The organism is Mycobacterium sp. 29Ha (genome assembly GCF_032883055.1).
GTDB lineage: Bacteria > Actinomycetota > Actinomycetes > Mycobacteriales > Mycobacteriaceae > Mycobacterium > Mycobacterium gallinarum.
This window is the reverse complement of record NZ_JAMQTI010000008.1, coordinates 1-22,022: the sequence shown is the minus strand read 5'-3', so window position 1 is coordinate 22,022 and position 22,022 is coordinate 1. Positions and strand designations below refer to the sequence as shown.

At 66.8% G+C, this 22,022-nt stretch carries 20 protein-coding genes; 12 read left to right on the top strand and 8 right to left on the bottom strand.

Translation table 11 applies throughout. The features are described from left to right. Positions 1–55 precede the first annotated feature (55 nt). Together M1248_RS12100 and M1248_RS12095 are read left to right on the top strand one after the other, a co-directional pair. Positions 56–517, top strand: a complete 462-nt coding sequence (locus M1248_RS12100; RefSeq protein ID WP_163730208.1) for a DUF2231 domain-containing protein — start codon at positions 56–58, stop codon at positions 515–517. A 111-nt stretch (positions 518–628) separates the two neighbouring features. Beyond that, the gene (locus M1248_RS12095) at positions 629–1,189 is read left to right on the top strand and encodes a YceI family protein (RefSeq protein ID WP_317148480.1); all 561 of its coding nucleotides are present in this window, start codon (positions 629–631) and stop codon (positions 1,187–1,189) included. Between the two features lie 69 nt (positions 1,190–1,258). On the opposite strand, the gene M1248_RS12090 is transcribed toward M1248_RS12095, so the two are convergent. From M1248_RS12090 to M1248_RS12080, 3 genes are all read right to left on the bottom strand, one after another. Then, on the bottom strand, positions 1,259–2,305 hold the full coding sequence (locus M1248_RS12090) for an LmeA family phospholipid-binding protein (protein WP_317148479.1): 1,047 nt from the start codon (positions 2,303–2,305) through the stop codon (positions 1,259–1,261). A gap of 107 nt (positions 2,306–2,412) precedes the next feature. After that, the gene (locus M1248_RS12085; RefSeq protein WP_317148478.1) at positions 2,413–4,446 is read right to left on the bottom strand and encodes an NADPH-dependent 2,4-dienoyl-CoA reductase; all 2,034 of its coding nucleotides are present in this window, start codon (positions 4,444–4,446) and stop codon (positions 2,413–2,415) included. Beyond that, positions 4,443–5,012, bottom strand: coding sequence for a PadR family transcriptional regulator (locus M1248_RS12080; protein WP_317148477.1), 570 nt, complete (start codon positions 5,010–5,012; stop codon positions 4,443–4,445). The genes M1248_RS12085 and M1248_RS12080 overlap by 4 nt, the downstream gene beginning before the upstream one ends. A gap of 312 nt (positions 5,013–5,324) precedes the next feature. On the opposite strand from M1248_RS12080, the gene fdxA reads away from it, so the two are divergent. Together fdxA and dapC are read left to right on the top strand one after the other, a co-directional pair. After that, on the top strand, positions 5,325–5,648 hold the full coding sequence (fdxA, locus tag M1248_RS12075; RefSeq protein WP_083123932.1) for a ferredoxin: 324 nt from the start codon (positions 5,325–5,327) through the stop codon (positions 5,646–5,648). Continuing rightward, positions 5,648–6,757: a succinyldiaminopimelate transaminase gene (dapC, locus tag M1248_RS12070; protein ID WP_317148658.1), complete on the top strand. Its 1,110-nt coding sequence runs from the start codon at positions 5,648–5,650 to the stop codon at positions 6,755–6,757. The genes fdxA and dapC overlap by 1 nt, the downstream gene beginning before the upstream one ends. 3 nt (positions 6,758–6,760) lie before the next feature. Here the strand turns inward: dapC and M1248_RS12065 are convergent, their stop codons facing one another. Genes M1248_RS12065 through M1248_RS12055 form a run of 3 tightly spaced genes read right to left on the bottom strand, consistent with a single transcriptional unit; the run spans position 6,761 to position 10,085 of the window. Then, positions 6,761–7,381: a response regulator gene (locus M1248_RS12065; RefSeq protein ID WP_163737518.1), complete on the bottom strand. Its 621-nt coding sequence runs from the start codon at positions 7,379–7,381 to the stop codon at positions 6,761–6,763. 8 nt (positions 7,382–7,389) lie between these two features. After that, positions 7,390–8,559, bottom strand: coding sequence for a sensor histidine kinase (locus tag M1248_RS12060; protein WP_317148476.1), 1,170 nt, complete (start codon positions 8,557–8,559; stop codon positions 7,390–7,392). A gap of 14 nt (positions 8,560–8,573) precedes the next feature. Continuing rightward, positions 8,574–10,085, bottom strand: coding sequence for a carotenoid oxygenase family protein (locus tag M1248_RS12055; RefSeq protein ID WP_163730202.1), 1,512 nt, complete (start codon positions 10,083–10,085; stop codon positions 8,574–8,576). Positions 10,086–10,312: 227 nt separating this feature from the next. On the opposite strand from M1248_RS12055, the gene M1248_RS12050 reads away from it, so the two are divergent. The 6 genes from M1248_RS12050 to M1248_RS12025 are packed head-to-tail and all read left to right on the top strand — an operon-like array spanning position 10,313 to position 17,155. Beyond that, a complete protein-coding gene (locus M1248_RS12050) occupies positions 10,313–11,425 on the top strand; it encodes a polyprenyl synthetase family protein (RefSeq protein WP_163737515.1) in 1,113 nt (370 codons plus the stop codon). Between the two features lie 2 nt (positions 11,426–11,427). Next, a complete protein-coding gene (gene crtI / locus M1248_RS12045) occupies positions 11,428–12,936 on the top strand; it encodes a phytoene desaturase family protein (RefSeq protein ID WP_317148475.1) in 1,509 nt (502 codons plus the stop codon). Continuing rightward, on the top strand, positions 12,933–13,880 hold the full coding sequence (locus M1248_RS12040; RefSeq protein WP_317148474.1) for a phytoene/squalene synthase family protein: 948 nt from the start codon (positions 12,933–12,935) through the stop codon (positions 13,878–13,880). The genes crtI and M1248_RS12040 overlap by 4 nt, the downstream gene beginning before the upstream one ends. 37 nt (positions 13,881–13,917) lie before the next feature. Beyond that, the gene (locus M1248_RS12035) at positions 13,918–14,631 is read left to right on the top strand and encodes a class I SAM-dependent methyltransferase (protein ID WP_163730199.1); all 714 of its coding nucleotides are present in this window, start codon (positions 13,918–13,920) and stop codon (positions 14,629–14,631) included. Next, positions 14,628–16,154, top strand: a complete 1,527-nt coding sequence (locus M1248_RS12030) for an FAD-dependent oxidoreductase (protein ID WP_163730198.1) — start codon at positions 14,628–14,630, stop codon at positions 16,152–16,154. Before M1248_RS12035 ends, M1248_RS12030 begins: the two co-directional genes overlap by 4 nt. Further along, positions 16,151–17,155, top strand: a complete 1,005-nt coding sequence (locus M1248_RS12025; RefSeq protein ID WP_317148473.1) for a DUF5914 domain-containing protein — start codon at positions 16,151–16,153, stop codon at positions 17,153–17,155. The genes M1248_RS12030 and M1248_RS12025 overlap by 4 nt, the downstream gene beginning before the upstream one ends. Here the strand turns inward: M1248_RS12025 and M1248_RS12020 are convergent, their stop codons facing one another. After that, a complete protein-coding gene (locus M1248_RS12020; protein WP_317148472.1) occupies positions 17,156–18,742 on the bottom strand; it encodes a helix-turn-helix domain-containing protein in 1,587 nt (528 codons plus the stop codon). Between the two features lie 94 nt (positions 18,743–18,836). Here M1248_RS12020 and pruA point away from each other — a divergent pair, with 94 nt between their 5' ends. After that, positions 18,837–20,465, top strand: coding sequence for an L-glutamate gamma-semialdehyde dehydrogenase (pruA, locus tag M1248_RS12015; RefSeq protein WP_317148471.1), 1,629 nt, complete (start codon positions 18,837–18,839; stop codon positions 20,463–20,465). 1 nt (position 20,466) lies between these two features. Beyond that, positions 20,467–21,429: a proline dehydrogenase family protein gene (locus tag M1248_RS12010; protein WP_317148470.1), complete on the top strand. Its 963-nt coding sequence runs from the start codon at positions 20,467–20,469 to the stop codon at positions 21,427–21,429. Here M1248_RS12010 and M1248_RS12005 read toward each other — a convergent pair. Further along, the gene (locus M1248_RS12005; RefSeq protein ID WP_163737512.1) at positions 21,423–21,869 is read right to left on the bottom strand and encodes a hypothetical protein; all 447 of its coding nucleotides are present in this window, start codon (positions 21,867–21,869) and stop codon (positions 21,423–21,425) included. The two genes, M1248_RS12010 and M1248_RS12005, sit on opposite strands and share 7 nt — an antisense overlap. Between the last annotated feature and the right edge of the window lie 153 nt (positions 21,870–22,022).

Genomic DNA, 22,022 nt, shown 5'->3' with positions numbered 1-22,022 from the left:
CGCGACTGCAACGCGTATACCTTGAGTGTCGCAATCCTCAACCGTTGGAGCGGCCATGGACACGATCTCCGGAATCCCCGCGCACGCCCTGTTGGTACACGGCATCGTGGTACTCGCGCCCTTGACCGCCTTGCTCGTGATCCTGTGTGCAATCTGGCCCGCGGCACGTCGTCGGCTGGTGTGGCTGGTGTTGGCTCTCGCCGTGGTGACGGCAGTGCTCACACCGTTGACCACATCAGCTGGTGAATGGCTTCTGGAGCACGGGGGCCCGCCGCGGCCGATTCTGCAGGAGCATGCCGAGCGCGGAGAGTGGATGATCTACTTCTCGGTCGCCATGCTGATCGTTGCGGTGGCGCTGGCGGCGCTGCATTGGATGGAAGGCCGGTCGGACAAACCGCGGAAGGCCGCGGCGGCGATGCTGGCCGTCGTGGCCCTGCTGGTGGGCGTGTCGTCCATCATCACCGTCGTTCGGATCGGCGACAGCGGCGCGCAGGCGGTCTGGGGCGATCGGGGCTGACCTGGCGTATTCGCCGTGGATGGTGGCCTGAAATAAAACCGGACTGGGGTCCGTTTATCTGCTACGAAGGCGCCGGGGAGGCCGGCGCTCCGTAGAGGAAGAGATTCACGAATGACCACTGCCACCGGCGCCACCGGAACCGCCCAGCTCGCCACGGGTACCTGGGCCATCGACCCCGTGCACTCCACCATCGGCTTCTCCGTACGTCACCTGATGGTGAGCAAGGTTCGGGGCACCTTCGACACCTTCAGCGGCGCGATCGTCGTCGCCGAGGACGGCACGCCGTCCGTGACCGCGGAAATCGCTGTCGACTCCATCAACACCCGCAACGAGCAGCGCGACGCACACGTCCGGTCCGCCGACTTCTTCAACGCCGAGCAGTATCCGACCGCCACCTTCACCTCGACCGGCGTCCGGTCTGACGGTGACTCCTACCTGGTCGACGGCGACTTCACCCTCAAGGGTGTGACCAAGCCGGTCACCCTGGAACTGGAGTTCAACGGCGTCAACCCCGGCATGGGACACGGCGAGGTCGCCGGGTTCGAGGCGTCGGTGGTGTTGAACCGCAAGGACTTCGGCATCGACATCGACATGCCGCTGGACACCGGGGGCACCGTCGTCGGCGACAAGATCACCGTCACCCTGGAGATCGAGGCACTCAAGCAGGCGTAACACCCGCCGCACAACGAACTAGCGCGTCTGCAGGACGAGATCCTGCAGACGCGCTAGCTGCGTTTCGGTCTACATGTCCAAGCAGCTGCTCCCCCCGTCGCTGGCCGGGATGTCGATGTTCTTGGCCGAGAACTCGGCAACCACACCGTTGTTCGTGACTGCGAGCGAATCCACCCGGAGGTTGTACTTGTTGTCGGTGAGTTCGCCCGTCATCTCGTCGAGCTTGGACTGCAGGTCTTCCTGAGGGAGGTCTAGATCTCCGCCGAGTGTGAAACCGTCGGGCTGGATTTCCAGCTTGATTCCGCCGTCGGCGGTCGTCTCCGGCTTGACGGCGATGCTGCTGTCGAACATCCCTTCCAGGGTGACGATTCCGGTCGACGGGTCGGTCTTGACGTTCGTCACGACCTCGTCGGTCGAGATCCAGTCCGACAGGAAGCTCAAGAAGCTGCCCTCGAGGTATTCGTCGATGGCCTCTTTCATGGCGGTGTTGGCAGACTGCCGAATGCCTTCGGACGTCCAGTCGATGGTCGCGTTGATCGCGCCGATGGTGCCCCGGTCGTTCGCGCCGCCGTTGAGGTCGAGGTCGTCGACCGCGATGTCCGCGGTGACCCCGTCAACGCCGCGGATGGGTCCGTCGGTGGCGATCGTGAACCCGGAGTACTTGTCGTCGAAGTACTGCATGAGAACCGGCGGCGAGGTCTCGAAGGTCACATCGACGGAGTCCTCGGACCCCTCGATGAAGCATGCGGCGGCCGATTCGACCTTGTCGACCGCGACTGAACGTGCGTAGAACTCGGCGCCGAGCACTCCCGCGGCGGCGGTCGCGAGAACTATCACGAGGATGAGGACGACCGCGAGCGGACCACGGCCGCGCTTGCGTTTCGCAGGCGGCTGGGCCGGGGGAGCCGGCGGTTGAACCGGGGGCAAAGGCGGCTGCACCGGCGGGACCGGACGGGAGAGCTGCGGAGCCGGCCGCATGGGATAGCCCTGAGCCTGAGTGGGTGCGGAATAGAACTGCGGAGCCGGCCGCATCGGATGGCCCTGAGTGGGCGCGGAATGGAATTGCGCTCCGCGCGTCGGGCCGAGCGTGTTGGCGGCGTACCGGGGGTAGGTCATGTCCTGGTCCTTCTGAGTCAGTCGCGACGACGAGGCGGTCGTGGTGATTGACGGAAAGACTGAGCGAGTGCGCTTGGAGAATCCTTAACGGCCGAGCGATGGCCCGGTCAGAGCCGGGCCGCCAGCTCGGTTCCCTGTTTGATGGCCCGCTTGGCGTCGAGTTCGGCGGCCTCGGCCGCACCGCCGATGACGTGCGGACGGACGCCCCTGGAGCGCAGCGCGTCCTCGAGATCGCGCACCGGCTCCTGGCCGGCGCAGATCACCACGTTGTCGACGTCGAGCACCCTTGGGTTCGCCCGCTCGGAGCCGAAGCTGATGTGCAGGCCGTCGTCGTCGATGCGCTCGTAGTTCACACCGGACAGCTGCTGTACGCCCTTGGCCTTCAGCGCGGCCCTGTGCACCCAGCCCGACGTCTTACCCAGTCCCTTGCCCTGCGGACCTTTCGTGCGCTGCAGCAGGTACACCTCGCGGGCGGCCGGCGCGGGGATCGGTGTCGTCAGCGCACCGCGGGTCTCTTGCGGGTCGGCCACGCCCCATTCGGCCTTCCACTCCTTGAGAATGATCGACGGCGATCTGTATTCGTCTGCCGGCCCCGCCGGCGTGGTCACCAGAAACTCGCTCACGTCGAACCCGATTCCACCCGCGCCGACGACGGCCACGCTCTTGCCGACCGGCCTGCCGGTGATGGCGTCGGCGTAGGACAGCACCATGGGATGGTCGATGCCGGGGATGTCGGGCATCCGCGGCGAAACCCCGGTCGCCAGCACCACCTCGTCGAACCCGGCCAGTTCGTCAGCGCTCGCCCGGGTCCGTAGCCGGACGTCGACGCCGTGCTTGTCGAGCATGCGGGTGTAGTAGCGCAGCGTCTCGCTGAACTCTTCCTTGCCGGGAATCCTTCTCGCCAAGTCGAATTGGCCGCCGACGGCGTCACCCGCCTCGAACAGCGTCACCCGGTGGCCGCGCTGCGCCGCGCTGACGGCGGTGGCCAGGCCCGCGGGCCCGGCGCCGACCACCGCGACGCGCTTGGCGAGTCGCGTCGGGCTCAGCACCAGCGTCGTCTCGTGACCGGCCCGGGGGTTCAGCAGACACGAGACCGTCTTGTGCACGAACGCGTGGTCCAGGCAGGCCTGGTTGCACGCGATGCAGGTGTTGATCTCGTCGGCGGCATCGGCCTGCGCCTTGCGTACCCAGTCCGGGTCCGACAACAGCGGACGCGCCATCGAGATCAACTGGACATGTCCCTCGGTGAGAATCTGCTCGGCGGCTTGGGGCATGTTGATTCGGTTCGACGCCACCACCGGAATGCCGATGTGCTCGGCCACCGCATTGCTGATGTCGACGAACGCGCTGTTGGGGACTGAAGTGACGATCGTCGGCACCCGCGCCTCGTGCCAGCCGATGCCGGTGTTGATGATCGTCGCGCCCGCTGCCTCGACTTCAGTTGCCAGCGCGACGATTTCGTCCCAGCTCTGACCGTCCTCGACGTAGTCGGCCATCGACATCCGATAGCAGATGATGAAGTCCTCGCCGACGGCAGCGCGGGTGCGGCGGACGATCTCGTCGGGGAAGCGCCTGCGATTTTCCGGTGTTCCGCCCCATTTGTCCTTGCGCTTGTTGGTGCGCGGCGCCAGGAACTGGTTGAGCAGATAACCCTCGCTGCCCATGATCTCGACACCGTCATACCCGGCGTCGCGGGCCAGCAGCGCACATTTCACGAAGTCGTCGATGGTGCCCTCGACGTCGCGCAGGGCGCGCGGCCTGAACGGGTTGATCGGCGCCTTGATCGACGACGCGCTGACCGAAAACGGGTGGTAGGCATAACGTCCCGCATGCAGGATCTGGAGCAGGATCTTGCCGCCCTCGTCGCGTACGGCTGACGTGATCCTGCGGTGCCTGCGGGCGTCCGACGAGGTGAGGAGCTGGGCCGCGAACGGCAGCAGCCAGCCCGTGCGGTTCGGCGCGTAGCCACCGGTGATGATCAGCCCGACGCCGCCACGGGCGCGTTCGGCGAAATACGCGGCCAGCCGGTCGGTGTCGCGTGCGCGATCCTCGAGGCCGGTGTGCATCGACCCCATGACGACGCGATTGCGCAGGGTGGTGAAGCCGAGATCCAACGGCGACAACAGGATCGGATACGTCACCGGCCCGCCCCCGAGGACCTCTCGAGGGCCGCGGCCACTTCGTCGAGCCAGTCGATGGCGCTCTCCTCGGCCCGGATGCCGCCGCGTAGCACGAGGTGCTGGTGCAGGGCGGCACCGCTCAACACGCTGGGGTCGGGGAACTGCTGTTTCTCGAACCCCCGATAGATGTCGAGCAGCTCGGCACGCTCGGAACGCAACGAACCGACCTGGATGCGCAGCGCGTCGACGTCCCCGTATTCGGCGCCGCGCACCTTGACGGCCAGATCGCGGGTTCGGTTGTCGGCCACCGTGCTGCCGCGTCCGGACAACGGTTCGGCGATCCAGCGGGCGAGTTCGCCGCGGCCCGCCTCGGACACCGTGTACACCTTCTTGTCCGGCCTGCCTCGTTGGGAGACGGGAGTGACGACCACCCAGCCGTCGTTCTCCATCGTCCGCAGCGTGCGGTAGATCTGCTGGTGGGTCGCCGCCCAGAAGTACCCGATGGACCGGTCGAACCGGCGCGCAAGTTCGTATCCCGAACCGGACTGCTCGCATAGGGCGACGAGGATCGCGTGGGGCAGGGCCACCCGCGCAGCCTAGGTCGGCGGTCGATTCATATGCAACTTGTTGCATCGTGCTCCGACACTCAGCCGCACCGGCGTCAGGGGCCGATGCTGAGCGCCCGATCAGCGGGTTGACATGATGGCGTGTGGTGGCTGGTCTAGTTGTATCTGCGACGTCTAGTATCAGTAACCACGCGCAACCCATAACCGGGTGGCGCGTGAAGTTAGGGCACACTGAGACGACCGTCCAGGTATGGATTCCGCATACTTGCTCAGAACTCATGGGCCTTGACCCAAGATGGCAGCCCCATTGGACAGGAGATCGAGGAGCAACCTGTGACGTACACGATTGCCGAACCCTGCGTTGACTTGAAAGACAAGGCATGTATCGAGGAGTGCCCTGTCGACTGCATCTATGAGGGCGCACGCATGCTGTACATCCACCCGGACGAGTGCGTGGACTGCGGTGCCTGCGAACCTGTCTGCCCGGTGGAGGCCATCTACTACGAGGACGATGTGCCGGACCAGTGGTCCAGCTACACGCAGATCAACGCCGACTTCTTCGCTGAGCTCGGATCTCCGGGCGGTGCGTCCAAGGTCGGGCAGACCGACAACGACCCCCAGGCGGTCAAGGATCTGCCGCCGCAGGAAAAGGACTGATAACGGCTCGCTCGCAGCGCGTATCGGCGTCCTTGCCGCTGTTCCCGTGGGACACCCTGGCCGACGTCACCGCGCTGGCCCGGTCACACCCTGACGGCATCGTCGACCTCTCGGTAGGCACACCCGTCGACGACGTGGCTCCGGTGATCCGTGACGCACTGGCCGCGGCCGGTTCCGCCCCCGGCTACCCGACGACCGCAGGCACACCCGCGTTGCGGGCGTCGGCGGTGGCGGCGCTGCAACGCCGATACGGCATCACCGGTCTCGCCGAGCATGCCGTGCTGCCGGTGATCGGAACCAAGGAGCTCATCGCGTGGCTGCCGACGTTGCTCGGCCTGTCACCTGATGACTTGGTCGTGGTGCCCGAATTGGCCTACCCGACCTACGAGGTCGCGGCACGGCTGGCTGGAACACCGTTCGTACGCGCGGATTCACTGACGCAGCTGGGTCCGCAGTCGCCCGCACTGGTGTACCTGAACTCGCCGAGCAACCCCACGGGCAAGGTGCTGGGCGTCGACCACCTGCGCAAGGTCGTCGGCTGGGCTCGGGAGCGCGGCGTCCTCGTCGCCTCCGACGAGTGCTACTTGGGACTGGGCTGGGAGGACCAGCCGCTCTCGGTACTGCATCCCGACGTCTGCGACGGTGACCACACCGGGCTGTTGGCGATCCATTCGCTGTCGAAGACGTCGTCGCTTGCGGGATACCGCGCCGGTTTCGTCGCCGGTGACCCGTCGGTGGTGGCCGAACTGCTGGCCGTGCGCAAGCACGCGGGCATGATGATGCCGACTCCGGTGCAGGCCGCGATGCGTGCCGCACTCGACGACGACGAACACGAACGGGAGCAGCGCGCGCGCTACGAGCGGCGCAGGACCGTACTCATGCCGGCGCTGCAGGGGGCCGGCCTGACCGTCGACAATTCGGAAGCGGGACTGTACATCTGGGCCACGCGCGGCGAGCCGTGCCGCGACACCGTCGCCTGGCTGGCCCAGCGAGGCATTTTGGTGGCGCCCGGTGAGTTCTACGGGCCCGGGGGAGCGCGGTACGTCCGGGTCGCGTTGACCGCTTCCGATGAGCGCATAGCCGCTGCGGTACAACGACTTACGGGATAGCGATCAGTCGAGCAGACCCATCGACATCGCGGTGGTCACCGCCGCCGTGCGGTCGGAAACGCCGAGCTTGTTGAACGTCCGAAGCAGATGGGTTTTCACCGTGGCTTCGCTGATGTGCAGTGCACGCCCGATATCAGCGTTGGTCATACCGGTCGCCACCAGCCCGAGAACCTCGACCTCGCGGGTCGACAACGCTGCCGAAACAGGTTGGCGCACAAAGCGGACCAGCCGGTCGGCAACCGTCGGCGCCAGCACCGTCTTACCTCGCGCCGCGTCGCGAACGGCCTCGGCGAGTTCGGATCGCGTCGCATCCTTCAGCAGATAGCCCGCCGCACCCGCTTCCACCGCGCGCAGGATGTCGGTGTCGGACTCGTACGTGGTGACGACGACGATGCGTGTCCCCGGCAGCGCCGCGAGGATTCGCTCGGTGGCCGTGACGCCGTCGACGTCCGGCATCCGCAGATCCATGAGAATGACGTCAGGTTGCAGGGATTCGGCCATCACAACCGCCTCCGCGCCCGACCCCGCCTCGCCCACGACGACGAGGTCGGCCTCGGCGTCGATCATGCCCCGCAAACCCTCCCGGACCACCGGATGGTCGTCGACGAGCAGCACCTTCGTGATGGCGGCCGTCATGTCGGCACCTCGACCGTCAACGTCGTCCCGCCGCCGGGACCGGTGGACAGGGTCATCGCACCTCCGACCTGCGCCACCCGGGTTCGCATTCCGCGCAGCCCGAAGCCCTCTGGGTGCCTGCTGTCCATTCCAATACCGTTGTCTGTCACCGTAAGCCGGACTCCTGAGGTCGACGGTGCCAGGTCGACGGTGACCGCGCTGGCCTGCGCGTGTTTGCGAATGTTCGCGAACGCCTCCTGCGTGGCACGCAGCAGCACCACATCGGCGGCCATGCTCTGGGTGGGCAGATCGTCGGCGATGCGGGCGGTGACCGCGGCGTCGGTCTCGGCGGCGAGTCGATCGCACTGTCGTTGGATGGCGGCGGGCAGCGTTTCCTCCAGCGGACTCGGCGTCAGTTCGGCCACCATCGCCCGCGCTTCGGCGAGGTTCTCCCGTGCAGTGGCGCCGATCAATTCGACGTGCCTCTTCGCCGCGGCGGTATCGGTTTCCAGCTCCGGTTCGACGGCCTGGGCGAGCATGACGATGCTGGTGAACCCCTGAGCTAGCGTGTCGTGGATCTCGCGGGCCAGTCGTTCCCGTTCCGCCGCAGTGCCCGCCGCCCGAGACAAACGGGCGCTCTCGGCGCGAGTGGCCGCCAGTTCGGAGACCAGGGTGGCCAGCTGTCTGCGTTGCCGCATCGACGTGATGATCACAGTCCCGATCACCGGCGCGATGATCACCCCGATGAGGGTGAACGCAATGGCGATACCGAGATTCGGCGAAGGAATTCCTTCCCTGACGATGACCAGGATCAGTGGGATCAGGTTGATCGCCGTGGTGATCACCAAGGCGACGCGCAGCGTCAGTGTCGCGAACACGATTGGATAGATCGTCGGCACCGCTGCCACCGCGACCGGAGAGGCCCACAGCGCCAGCGTCCACAGCGCGACCACAACTCCGACGAAACATGCTGCAGCCAAGCTGTTCTCAGGAAGCGCAAAGATCTTGCGGCCCAATGTCACCACGCAGAGCACCATGCCTGCGATCGCGGCGATCGCGACGGGTGTGTCGCCCGGAAAGCGATGATCGAGCACGACCACCGCGAACATGGCCGCCGCGCAGACGCCGACGACATAGACCATCCACAGCCAATGCCATTCGGCGCCCCGCGGGGCGTCCACACTCATACCGCGATTTTCCCCTAGCTTCGCTGCGGGCCCGATCCCTGGGTCGGTGCCCAGTTGCCGTGAAATCCGTGCGGTACGCGGGCCGGAAGGTGCACCGTAGCGACCGTTTCCAGCGTCTGCGCGTCGAGGAGCACAAGCTCACTGCGGTCGGTGGCCGGGTCGTAGACGAACCCCATGACGACCCCGTCGTCCTCGGCAGCGTCCGCGCTGGATGGCACGAAGACGAACTCGCCGGGTTCACGACCCGCGCCGAAGGTCGCCTTCTGGGTGCGTTTGGTCTCCAGGTCGTGCTTCAGGATCGAGTCCGCTTCGGTGATTCCTGCGGAGCCTCCGACATAGCCGACCGCGTAGCCGAACCTGTTCGGGCGACCGACGCGCCGCTCGTCGACCCGCGGGAACTCCTGGACGGTGTCGTCGAGGCGTTCTTCACGAACTCTGCCTGCGGCCAGATCGACGGTCCACCGGTCCAGAGTCTGCGTGCCGGGTACCAAGCTGTTGCCGGTCGTGAAGACCGACGAATGCCGAACGATGTCGAGCACAATGCTGTCGCCTTCCGGCGAAGACACGTCGTAGGCGTTCAGTGGATGGAAGACGTAGCAGGGCTGCACTTCGAACCAACGGATGTCGGCAGCGGTGCCCTCGCGAGGCATCACCCCGACGCGGGCCTGCCGTTCCGGGGCCCAGCGATAGGGCATGCCGCCCGAGGGCGCCCCGCCCCCCTGGCCGGATTTGCGCATGGCCCGTCGCAGGACGAAATCCGGCAGCGCGTGACGCTCCACGACATGGGTCAGCAGACCCGTGGCAGCCTTCGCCGTCGGAGTCTGTGCTTGGCCGCGCAGCTCCAGCGCGACCGGCAAGTCATAGAGCACGACATATTTTTCGGTGAGCGAGAAGTCGTGCATCATCGTCTGCGCCTTCAAACGGATGTCGACCGTACGACGCACCTTCCCGTCGACACCCGTCACGGTGTACCTCACGATGTTCCCGCGCACCGGGCTGTATGAAACGGCGTGCAGCTCACCGGTCACCGGGTCCCGCTTGGGGTGGGCGGAGTATCCGCCGAACAGCGTGCCGCAGAAGTCGGAGGGGCCGACGGTCTCCAGCTCGTCGGTCAGCTCGTACGGACGTCCGCCGGCCTCGACGATGGCCAGGGTCCTGCCGCCTTGTTCGAGGATGTTGGTGTTCGCCGCGAAGTCGAAGCCGCCCGCGGTCGGACCTCCGCGCCAGGTCTCGCCCAGCCGGCGCGCCACGGCCGCAGAGCGCACCCACCGGTTGCGGTACCACTGCGCCTGGCCGTCGCGCAGACGTAGTCCGTGCGCCATGCCGTCGCCGAGGAACCAGTGGTAGCGGGCGGGATCCGGATCGCCGAGAGGGTTGGGTCCGATGCGGAGATAGCGACCGTCGAGATACTCCGGGATGGTTCCGGTGACCTCTAGGTCGAGGGCGGTGATTTCCTCCCTGACCGGCGCGTAGTTGCCGTTGAGATAGGGATTGTCCGTGCTGCGGGTCCGGGCTGCGGTCGTCATGTACCGATCGTGCTCCGTTGGCGAGCGGTGCGCGACCACCTTGGGGCTGATTGCTGTGTCCGTCGAACGGTTGACAGTGATGACGTTTGCGTGACTAATCGATGCAAGAGCGATGCAATTTAGCGCGAAGCGGGTATCTATGTTCATAGGTTGGGGTCGCCAGCCCTGGGTAAGTTGGACCGCACACGGCGCGGAAGGAGTGGTGCGTGTCAGCGATCGGCTCACGCATGCTTGACGAGGTGGTGTCACGGGCGGCCAACGGGTCGCGGCCGGCTGCCGACCTGGGCGGCGAGCACTGGCGCAGTGCGTTGCGCCGTGCTGTGCAGGGGATCGTCGCCGAGTTCGTCGACACCCGGTGCGCACCCGAGCTTCAGGCTGCCGGGGTCGACATCGCGGCCGACGTGTTGCGCGATTTCCTCGACGGAGGCAAGTGCGTGCGGTCGACGTTCATGTACCTGGGCTGGTTGTGCGGCGCCGACCACGATCCTGCGGCGCTGCGAGCAGCCGCCGGCCTCGAGCTGCTGCACGCGTTCGCCCTCTTGCAGGACGATGTCATGGATAGCTCCACCCTGCGTCGGGGCCGAGACGCCGGCCACATCGCATTCGCGCAGTGGTATCGGCGGCGGGCGTTGCGCGGATCGCCGGATCGTTTCGGAGAATCCGCCGCGGTGCTGCTTGGGGATCTGTGCCTGGTCTGGGCGGCCCAGATGATGCGGGAGAGTCGCGTCCCGACCGCCGCCCTCGAGCGGGTCTGGCCTCGCTATGACGCGATGCGCACCGAACTCGCGATAGGACAATTCGCCGACCTGATCAACGACTCGAGCAGGTTCCCGACCCTGGACCGCGTGCTGTCGGTGTCGCGCCGCAAGTCCGGCAACTACACCGTGCGGCGACCACTTGAAATGGGCGCGGCCATGGCGGGCTGCGACGAGTCGGTGATGGCGATGCTCGGCGGCTACGGTGACGCCATCGGTGAGGCCTTCCAGATGCGTGACGATCTACTCGGCATCTTCGGATCGCCTTCGATCACGGGAAAGCCCAGCGGCAGCGACCTTTTGGAGGGCAAGGCGACAACCGTCGTAGCGGCCGCCTACCACCTGGCGGACAGGGTGCTGCGCAGGCAACTGCGCGGCCTGATGCGCGCGGACGCCCTCGACGTCGACGACATCAACCGCTGGCGTGAACTGATCGTCGCCACCGGCGCCGTCGATTGGATCGAGAAACTGATCGACTCGCGGCTCACGCATGCCCTGACGCTCGTCGACGGTGCCGACGTGCGCCCAGAGGTCCGAGTGGCCTTGGCGGACATGGCCACGGCATGCACTGCACGGACGGCGTGATCGTGAAAACCATTGGAGGCAACGCCCAGCGGGTGGTCGTGGTCGGTGCGGGCCTTGCGGGGCTGTCGGCGGCTCTGCATCTCGCAGGGCGTGGCCGGGAGGTCACGGTGATCGAACGGGCGCCACATCCCGGGGGACGGGTGGGGCGCCTCGACATCGACGGATACCGCCTCGATACGGGCCCGACCGTGCTGACGATGCCTGACCTCATCGACGACGCATTCGCTGCCGTCGGCGAATCGCTGTCCGATCGCCTCGACCTCATGCGGGTCGATCCGGCTTACCACGCGTCGTTCGCCGACGGCAGCTCCTTGAACGTGCACAGCGACCGAGAGGCGATGGCCGCCGAGATCGAGCGGTTCGCGGGCCGCGGGCAGGCCGACGGCTACGTGCAGCTACGTGACTGGCTGACCCGGCTCTATGACGTCGAGTTCGACGGTTTCATCGCATCGAACTTCGACTCACCGCTGTCACTGCTCACGCCTGCGCTGGCGCGGTTGACGGCCATCGGCGGCTTTCGTCGGTGGGATCGCATGGTGCGCAAGTTCATCAGCGACGAACGGCTGCGGCGGGTGTTCACCTTTCAAGCGCTGTACGCCGGGGTCCCGCCGCAGCGGGCACTGGCCGTATACGCCGTGATCGCCTACATGGACACCATCTCCGGAGTCTTCTTCCCGCGCGGCGGCATGCGCGCCCTGCCTGATGCGCTGGCCGCGGCCGCCGCCGGTGCAGGAGTCCAATTCCGTTACAGCGCCGCAGTTTCCGCACTGGAGCGCAGTGGGTCAGAGGTGACGGCCGTGCACACCAGCACCGGTGAGCGTGTCCCGGCAGACGCGGTCGTGCTGACCACGGAGCTACCGGAGACCTATCGCCTCCTCGGCCGTGAACCGCGCAGGCTGCTTCGGCTTCGGCCCGCACCATCGGCCGTCGTCGCGCACGTCGGTTGCCAGGCGGTCGATCCCGACGTCGGCCACCACACCATTCTGTTCGGCCAGGCCTGGCAGCAGACATTCCGGGACATCATCGACGACGGACGGGTGATGGGCGACCCGTCGCTGCTTGTCACCAGGCCCACGGCGGGTGACGCGGGGCTGGCGCCCGCCGGTCGCGATCTGCTGTACATCCTGGCTCCCGCGCCGAATACCGCTGTGGGCAATGTCGATTGGGCCGCAACGGGTCCGGCATACACCGACAGCATCTTGCGGGCCGTCCAGAACCGGATGCCGTCGCTCGGCCACGGCGCCGAACTGCTGCACGTCGTCGACCCTGCGGACTGGGCGCGCCAGGGCATGCTGGCGGGCACGCCGTTCGCGCTGGCCCACACCTTCGGGCAGACCGGTCCGTTCCGGCCGGCGAACACCGTGCGCGGTATCGACAACGCCGTCCTCGCCGGATCCTCGACAGTGCCGGGGGTAGGTGTTCCCACAGCGTTGATGTCGGGCCGCCTGGCCGCCGACAGAATCACCGGCGCCGTGACCAGGCGACGCCAACTACGGGTGGTGCAATCATGATCAGCTCAGAACTCCATGCCGCCGGTGTCCACGACCCCGTGTTGCGGGACGCCTACCGACGCTGCCGCACCTTGAACTCGCAGCACGGTCGCACGTTCTTCCTTGCCACGAGGTTGCTCACCCCGCAGCAGCGTCCCGCCGTGCACGCGCTCTACGGATTCGCTCGGCGAGCCGATGACATCCTGGACGACTTCGACCCGTCGCTGTCCAGCGCGGAGCGTTCGGATGAATTGCAGCGGTTGGCGACACGGTTGTTCAACCGCATGACGACCGGCGCCACCGATGATGGTGATCCGTCGTTGGCGGCGGTGGTCGACACCGCGCGCAGATATGGCATCCCGTGGGAACACTTCGACGACTTCCTGTCCTCGATGCGAATGGATCTGACGACCACCGACTACCCCGATCGCGCTGCACTCGACCGATACATGTACGGCTCCGCCGAAGTGATCGGACTTCAAATGCTGCCCGTCCTGGGTACCGTCTGCGAATCCACCGAGGCTGCACCGTACGCCGCAGCACTCGGAAAGGCGTTCCAGCTCACCAACTTCCTGCGCGATGTCGATGAAGACCTGCAGCGCGGACGGATCTATCTACCCGCCGACGAACTGGCCGTCCACGACGTGGACCGCGACGTTCTGAACTGGTGTCACGACCATCGCCAGACCGACCCGCGAGTGCGGCGCGCTCTGGAGGAACAGCACGCGGAGACCAGACGCATCTACCGGTTCGCCGAGCAGGGCATTGCCCTGCTTCATCCTCGATCGAGACCGTGCATTTCGGCTGCGCTCACGTTGTACTCTGAAATCCTCGACCGCATCGAAGAACTCGACTTCGCGGTATTCGATCAACGCGCCACCGTCGGCACGGGCCGCCGACTCCAGGTCGCTGGTCGCGGGTTCATCGAAGCGTGGGTCGCCCGAGTGCGCCATTCAGGGACGTGACGGTGGACCGTTGGGCGCTGGTCACCAAGGAGACGCTGTGAGTCTGTCCTCCAACGAGATTCCCGGTGCGTTTGACGCCGGGGCGCCTGCCTACGACAAGCTCGTCGGCGCCAATCCTGGCTACCACGATCACCTGCGACTCTCGGCGCAGCGTATGCGGATCGCCGACGATGGCCGTGGGTTACGCCTGCTCGACGCCGGATGCGGCACCGGGGCGTCGACCGCGGCGCTACTGGCCGTCGCGCCCGAAGCCGAGATCGTCGCGGTCGACGCCTCGGAGGGGATGCTGACACAGGCGCGGGCGAAAGCGTGGCCGTCGTCGGTCAGCTTCGTGCAGTCTCGGATCGAGGACCTTGCCGACGCCGGCGTCGGCGGACCGTTCGACGGCATCCTGGCGGCTTACCTGATCCGCAACGTCACCGACAGAGACGGGCAGCTACGCAGGTTTCGTGAACTCCTGCGACCGGGCGGAACGCTTGCAGTGCACGAATACTCGGTCCGCGATTCCAAGTTCGCCACGGCGGTGTGGAACGCGGTGTGTACCGCGATCATCATTCCCAGCGGTCGCTTGCGCAGTGGTGATGCCTCGCTCTACACCTACCTCCGGCGCAGTGTGAACACCTTCGACGGCGTGGAAGCCTTCCGGCACAGGATGCAGGCGAACGGCTTCGAGTCCGTCCGCAGCGAGACGATGCCCGGTTGGCAGCGCAACATCGTGCACACTTTCCTGGGGCAGGCCCCACGACGATGACCGATTCGCGCGCTCAGACCCATCCCGCGCCATCTGGCGTGGCGAACGCATCTGAACTGGCAGAGCGCCCTCGCGTCGTCGTGGTCGGCGCAGGCATCGCGGGCCTTGCTGCGGCCACGGGATTGGCCGAGCGCGGCGTCGCGGTGGACCTCATCGAGCGCCAGGGCTACCTGGGCGGCCGGGTCGGCGGATGGACCGAGCGACTTTCCGATGACTCTGAGGTCGCGATGAATCGCGGCTTCCACGCGTTCTTCCGGCAGTATTACAACCTGCGAAACCTGCTGCGGCGCATCGATCCTGCGCTCGCGATGCTCAAGCCGGTGGATGACTACCCGCTTGTCGACGCCGAAGGCCGCACCGACACTTTTCGGGGTTTGCCGCTGACGCCACCGCTCAACGCGATGCTGTTCGCTCTGCGCAGTCCCACGTTCCGGCTACGAGACCTCGTCCGGCTCGACGCGCGAGCGGCCGCCCCGCTGGCGGCGGTGTCGGTACCGGACATCTATGACCGCCTCGACCACGTGGATGCTGACTCCTTCCTGCGCGACATCAACTTTCCCACAGCAGCGCGGCATCTGGCGTTCGAGGTCTTCTCCAGAAGCTTCTTCGCGGAGCCGACTGACCTGTCGGCAGCCGAACTGGCAGCGATGTTCCACATCTACTTCCTCGGCTCCCGCGAGGGGCTGATCTTCGACGTGGCCGATGCCAATTTCGATGTGGCGCTGTGGAACCCGCTGGGCGCCTACCTCGAGTCGCTTGGTGTTCGCGTACACCGCGAGACGTCGGTGAGCGAGGTGCGACACGGGCAGAGTTGGACGGTCGGTCTCGACGGCGGAGCGGAACTACACGCCGACGGTGTCGTTCTGGCTACCGATGTCGCCGGCCTGCAACGCATCGTCGAGAACTCTGCCGGTATCGGCGACGATGACTGGCGCAAGAGCGTGGCAAAACTCGGTCAAGCGCCGCCGTTCATCGTGCATCGGTTGTGGCTGGACAAGAAGGTGAATTCCGACCGAGCGCCGTTCATCGGAACAGGCGGCAGGCCACCGCTGGACAACGTCAGCGTGCTCGAGCGCTACGAACGCGAGGCGGCGGACTGGTCACGCGAGCATGGCGGATCGGTGGTGGAACTGCACTCATACGCGGTGAAGGCGCCTGACGATACTCTGCGTGACCGGCTGCTGGGTCGCCTCCACGAGCTGTATCCGGAGACCCGCGGTGCTCGGGTCGTCGCCGAAAAGGTGCTCTGGCACAACGACTGTCCGCGCTTCGCGCCAGGCGACTTCGCCGACCGGCCGGTCGTGACGACTCCCGATGACGGACTGGTGCTTGCCGGTGACGGTATCCGCATCGATCTGCCTGTCGCGCTGATGGAACGCGCCGCGACGACGGGATGGTCGGCGGCGAACCAACTTCTCGATCGCTTCGGCATTCGAGGTCACTCACTGCAGACGGTCCCGAACCACGGGCGGATGGCGCTGTTGAGTCGAGTCGCCGAACGGGTAAGGCCCAAGCCAGAATGAGCAGGATCGCGAAACTTCGGTCGCGGCTGTCCAAGACGGTCCCGTTCGACCTGCTGCCCGCGCTGTCTTGGCCCGCACAGCGACCGACCTACCGTGACGCCGTGCCGGCGGTGATCGACGCGGCACTGCGGCGTTCGCAACAGCGGCCGAGCGGCAACTGGTACGTCCTCGGCGCCAGTGACGCGATCAAGAACCGGCCATACGGCACGTCGGTGGCGGGACAGGAACTGGTTGCCTGGCGTGGCGCGGACGGTGCTCTGAAGGTGGGACCCGGCGCGTGCCCCCATCTGGGAGCAGACCTCGCGACAGGGACGGTCGACTGTGGTGCGCTGATATGTCCATGGCATGGGCTGCGACTGGAGGGCGGACGGGAGTTCGGTTGGCGGCCATATCCTTGCCACGACGATGGAGTGTTGGCGTGGGTGCGGCTCGACAGCATCGGAGGAGAAACACCGACCGAAATGCCCGTGTTGCCGGTACGCCCCGACGGCGAGCAGATGCACGCTGTGACACGGCTCGTCGGAACGTGCGAGCCCAGCGACATCATCGCCAACCGGATGGATCCGTGGCACGGGTCGTGGTTTCACCCGTACTCGTTCAGCCGTCTGGAAGTGCTGTCGGCTCCGCCCGCCGACGATGACCTGTCCGAGGAAATGGACCGCTTCCTCGTCGCAGTCACCTTTCGCATCGGCAGACTGGGGGTGCCGGTCGTCGCCGAATTCACCAGCCCAGAGCCGCGGACGATCGTGATGCGCATTGTCGACGGGGAGGGAACGGGCAGCGTCGTGGAAACCCATGCCACACCGGTGGGTTCGGGCCCCGACGGATCTCCGCGCACCGCGGTGATCGAGGCCGTGATCGCCCATTCGGACCGATCGGGCTTCGCCTACGCGACGCGCGCAGCGCCGTTGATCAAGCCGTTCATGCGGCATGCGGCCGCGAGGCTGTGGCGTGACGACCTGGCTTACGCCGAACGAATCTTCAAGCTGCGCAGCCTTTGATCAGTTCGTGTCGGCGGTGGCGCGCAGTCCGAGCGAGAACAGCAACCGCACGTCGGGGTCGTCCAGCGTGGTGGACAGCAACGTCTCGATGCGCCGAACCCGGTACCGCACTGTGTTGGGGTGCACGTGTAGGTGCTTGGCGACGGTGGCCACGTCGCCGAAGCCGTCGAGGTAGGCCCGCAGTGTCTCGGCCAGCATCGGATCCTCGTCACGCAGGAGTCGCACCCGCGGGTCGACGAGCCGCGACCGTCCGGCGACGTGCGACACGATCTCGTCGAGGAGCACGGTGGTGTGCGCCTCGTCCAGCGAGGTGATTTGTCCGATCGCGCCGGGATGGCGATCGGCGCTGTCGAAGACGCGGTCGATCTCGACGCGGGCGGCCGCCGCACCTGCCAGTCCGCCTAGCGGGGCCGCGACGACGGCACGAAGCGTGAGGCCGAGTTCGCGATGCATCGCGGTCACGACTCCACGTACCCACGACATCACCGACGACGGTGGACCGATCTTGGGTAGGAGCACGTAGACCCGGCCACCGGCCGAGACCGTCTGGGCATCGGCACGAAAAGCGCCGGCGCTCAACGCGATGACTCCGGTTGGCGCAGACGGCCCGCCCTGGAAGCCGACGAGCGCCGCCCGGCCGTCGACGGTGATTCCCAGTTCCCGCGCTATCGCAGCGATGTCGACATCGTCGCCGGCCAGCCCGAGTAGTTCCTGCACCTGCACCGCGTGGGTCGACGGCGTCGCTGCCAGTCGCGTCATGATCCGCGCCGCCAGCACCGCACCGCCGCGCAGAATCTCCTCGGCGTCGTCGGCCAGCGGCGCGGAGCCCTGCTGCAGCCAGATCGTGCCTGCGAAGGTCGGCGGGCGACGCGTATCGGTACTGGGCAGGTGAATGCCGACCGCCAACCGCGGGCGCAGACCCAACTCGGGGCGCTCGGCGACGCGCACGACATCGCCGCCCGCCCGCAGCGCGTCGAATATGCCCCACTGCGCGATCCACTCCAGGTGCTCGGGCGGACCGGCGCGGCCCAGGATCGTCAGGCGGCGCAACTCGTCCGCGTCGTCACTGGACGCCGAGTACGCGAGCACGTGTGATTGTTCGTCCTCGATGCTGACCATGCCGCGGGTGCCGTCGGCGATCGATTGCGCGAGGCCGAACAGGTCGGTGCCCGAGTCGCGGTCGTCCCGGTCGCCGTGATGGTCGAAGGCGTGGGTGACGAGACGGTAGAGCGACTCCCACCTCGCTCGCGGGTCGACGGCCACGACCGCGGTACCGAGTGCGACGGCCCTCCTTACCGCGGCGTCGGTGGGTTCCTTGACGAAGATGGCCGTCGGCACCGTTCCCGAACCCGCGAACTGCTGCTCGAGCCACCGCACGGCCTCGGCGTCGGCGACGCCGAGCAGGAAGAAGAGATCGGCGGAACCGGCACCGACCGCCAAACCCAACCGGACGTCGTCGGCGTCGACGAGCGCCACCGAACCGACCGGCATGTCGAGGCCGCGGGGGGCTTCGACGAGCGTCACCATCGTGCGGTCCAAGGCCAGCAGCAGCTTGCCGAGCCCGAGGCCGGAAGACAGTGCCGTCATCGCGACCTCCTTTGTGTGATCACACTATAGATCCAACACCGCTTTGTCCGATCAGCCATCGGTTGAAAACGGTCCGAGCGGGGATCCTTACTGGATGGACGCCATCAGCGACGTGCCCGCCCCGGCCAATGAACCGGTTCTCGACTACGCCCCGGGTTCAGGGGAGCGCTCCCGGCTCACCGAAGCCCTTTCGGCGCTTGCCGCCGACCCGATCGACCTGCCCCATGTGATCGGCGGCGCCCACCGCATGGGTGGCGGGGAGCGCGCCGATGTGGTGCAGCCCCACCGTCACAGCGCACGGCTGGGTACCTTCACCAACGCCGAGCACGCCGATGCGACCGCCGCCATCGACGCCGCGATCGCCGCCAAGCCCGGCTGGGAGGCCACGCCGTTCGACGAGCGCGCCGCGGTCTTCCTGCGCGCCGCCGAACTGCTCGCCGGACCGTGGCGCGAGAAGTTGTGCGCAGCGACCATGCTGGGCCAGTCCAAGACCGCGTACCAGGCCGAGATCGACGCCGCGTGTGAACTGATCGACTTCTGGCGATTCAACGTCGGGTTCGCTCGCGAGATCTACGCCGAACAGCCGATCAGCGCGCGGGGCGTGTGGAACCGGACCGACTACCGGCCGCTCGAGGGATTCGTCTACGCCATCACCCCGTTCAACTTCACCGCGATCGCGGGCAATCTGCCCAGCGCGCCCGCGCTGATGGGCAACACCGTGGTGTGGAAGCCGTCGCCCACGCAGACCTTCGCGGCATACCTGACCATGCAGTTGCTCGAGGCGGCCGGCCTGCCGCCGGGCGTCATCAATCTGGTGACGGGTGACGGCCTCGCGGTTTCCGATGTGGCACTTGCCGATCCGCGACTGGCCGGCATCCACTTCACGGGGTCGACGGCGACGTTCCAGCATCTGTGGCGTGAGGTCGGCACCCATATCGACCGCTACCACACCTATCCGCGGTTGGTCGGGGAGACCGGCGGCAAGGATTTCGTGCTGGCGCATTCCTCGGCTCGGCCCGACGTGTTGCGCACTGCGTTGATCCGTGGCGCGTTCGACTACCAGGGTCAGAAGTGCTCGGCGGCGTCACGGGCGTTCATCCCCCGATCGGTGTGGCAACAGATGGGTGACGACTTCCTCTCCGCCACTGAAGCATTGACGTACGGCGACGTCACCGACCTGACCAATTTCGGCGGTGCCCTCATCGACGAGCGAGCATTCGCGAAGAACGTCACCGCGATCGAGCGTGCCAAGAGCGCCGCGAACGTCACCGTCGCCGTCGGCGGCGAATACGACGACAGCGAAGGCTATTTCGTCAAACCGACGGTGCTGCTGTCCGATGATCCGGGCGACGAATCGTTTTCCACCGAGTACTTCGGTCCGATCCTCTCGGTACACGTGTATCCGGACGGCGACTACGAACGTGTCATCGACGTCGTCGACGACGGCGCGCGCTACGCGCTGACCGGAGCGGTGATCGCCGATGACCGTGCGGCGGTGCTGACGGCGGAGCGACGGTTGCGTCATGCCGCGGGCAACTTCTACGTCAACGACAAACCGACCGGTGCGGTCGTCGGGCAGCAGCCGTTCGGTGGCTCACGGGCATCGGGAACCAATGACAAGGCCGGCTCGCCGCTGAATCTGTTGCGCTGGACGTCGGCCCGGTCGATCAAGGAGACGTTCGTCCCCCCGACGAACCACACCTATCCCCATATGGAGGCGTGACGTGGGTGTCTTCGAGCGGGTCGCGCGCCCGGCGATCATGGCCGCCAGCCGGTCGGACGGATTGCGCCGCACAGCGGAGCGCCTGCCCGTCACCCGGCAGGTGGTGCACCGCTTCGTACCCGGCGAGACGGTGGCGCATGCGCTGGACTCCGTTGCGCAGTTGCGGAATTCGGAGCGCCTGGTGTCGATCGACTATCTCGGCGAGGACGTCACCGACGTCGACGCGGCGAACACCACCGTCGACGCCTACCTGGCATTGCTCGACGCGCTGGACCGTCGCGACGAGCCCGCGGCGGCGGTGCGGCCGCTCGAAGTGTCACTGAAGCTGTCGGCGCTGGGGCAGGCGTTGCCCCGCGACGGCGAGAAGATCGCGCTGGAGAACGCCCACACCATCTGCGAGCGGGCGCAGCGTGCCGGTGCGTGGGTGACCGTCGACGCCGAGGACCACTCGACCACGGACTCGACGCTGTCCATCGTCCGCGACCTGCGCGCCGAGTTCAGTTGGCTGGGCACGGTTTTGCAGGCGTACCTGCGGCGCACCGAGACCGACTGCAGGGAGTTCGCCGCCTCCGGCGCGCGCATTCGGCTGTGCAAGGGCGCGTACGACGAGCCCGCATCGGTGGCGTACCGCGATGGTGACGACGTCACCGCGTCCTATCTCACATGCCTGCGAGTGCTGATGGCGGGCAACGGCTATCCGATGGTCGCCTCACACGATCCTGCGATCATCGAGGCGGTTCCCGTCCTGACGCGCGAGTTCAACAGGGGCGTCGACGATTTCGAATATCAGATGCTGTACGGAATCCGCGACGCCGAGCAGTGCAGGCTGGCCGCCGAGGGCAATCACGTCCGGGTCTATGTGCCGTTCGGCACGCAGTGGTACGGCTACTTCGTGCGGCGACTGGCCGAGCGGCCCGCCAACCTGACCTTCTTTCTGCGTGCCCTGGCCGAACGCCGTCACTGAGCGGGATACGCCGCGACGTTCATGATGACGCTGCCGTCACACGGTCCACCGTCGATATCGGTGCGCCAGACTCCGCGTAGCGTCCCGTCGGCTTGCGGGGTGTAGTACGCGACCGAATGCGCCGGGTTCCACTGCTTCGGCACGCCTTCGCCCAGATAACAGTCCCACTGCCAGTCGTAGACGTGCACCCATCGGATGCCGTCCCACGTGTAGCGGGGCGGTAACGGCAGCGTCGGATTCGCGGGCTTGGGGCCGCCGACGACGGTCGACACGCAGGTGCCCGTCGAACAGTCGGTGGAAAACAGGTACACATCGCTGAAGTCGGGCTCGTGCTGCCGGGCGGCCATGCTCGTGCCTGTCTTCGAGGCCGCGTACCGCAGCAGCGAGAACGTGCCGTTCCAGATCTGGCCCGTGGCATGCGCGTGCGGGGCGGTCACCAGGCTGCCCAGGACGACGGCGACGAACACGGCGGTGAGAGTTCGCCTGGACACGATCGTGACGGTATCCGTGCACGCCCGACGGACGTCGACGGCGCGCCGCGCTAGACATCCCAGGGCCGTAAGTTGTCAAGCAGCTGCGGGCGTGCGGTGTGT

Excerpts from the sequence above, each read along its gene's own strand:
- M1248_RS12095 (WP_317148480.1), top strand. The coding sequence starts at position 629 with ATGACCACTGCCACCGGCGCCACCGGAACCGCCCAGCTCGCCACGGGT.
- M1248_RS12030 (WP_163730198.1), top strand. The coding sequence starts at position 14,628 with ATGACCGATTCGCGCGCTCAGACCCATCCCGCGCCATCTGGCGTGGCG.
- M1248_RS12040 (WP_317148474.1), top strand. The coding sequence starts at position 12,933 with ATGATCAGCTCAGAACTCCATGCCGCCGGTGTCCACGACCCCGTGTTG.
- M1248_RS12050 (WP_163737515.1), top strand. The coding sequence starts at position 10,313 with ATGCTTGACGAGGTGGTGTCACGGGCGGCCAACGGGTCGCGGCCGGCT.
- M1248_RS12055 (WP_163730202.1), bottom strand. The coding sequence starts at position 10,085 with ATGACGACCGCAGCCCGGACCCGCAGCACGGACAATCCCTATCTCAAC.
- M1248_RS12060 (WP_317148476.1), bottom strand. The coding sequence starts at position 8,559 with ATGAGTGTGGACGCCCCGCGGGGCGCCGAATGGCATTGGCTGTGGATG.
- M1248_RS12020 (WP_317148472.1), bottom strand. The coding sequence starts at position 18,742 with ATGACGGCACTGTCTTCCGGCCTCGGGCTCGGCAAGCTGCTGCTGGCC.
- M1248_RS12025 (WP_317148473.1), top strand. The coding sequence starts at position 16,151 with ATGAGCAGGATCGCGAAACTTCGGTCGCGGCTGTCCAAGACGGTCCCG.
- M1248_RS12090 (WP_317148479.1), bottom strand. The coding sequence starts at position 2,305 with ATGACCTACCCCCGGTACGCCGCCAACACGCTCGGCCCGACGCGCGGA.
- M1248_RS12100 (WP_163730208.1), top strand. The coding sequence starts at position 56 with ATGGACACGATCTCCGGAATCCCCGCGCACGCCCTGTTGGTACACGGC.
- pruA (WP_317148471.1), top strand. The coding sequence starts at position 18,837 with ATGGACGCCATCAGCGACGTGCCCGCCCCGGCCAATGAACCGGTTCTC.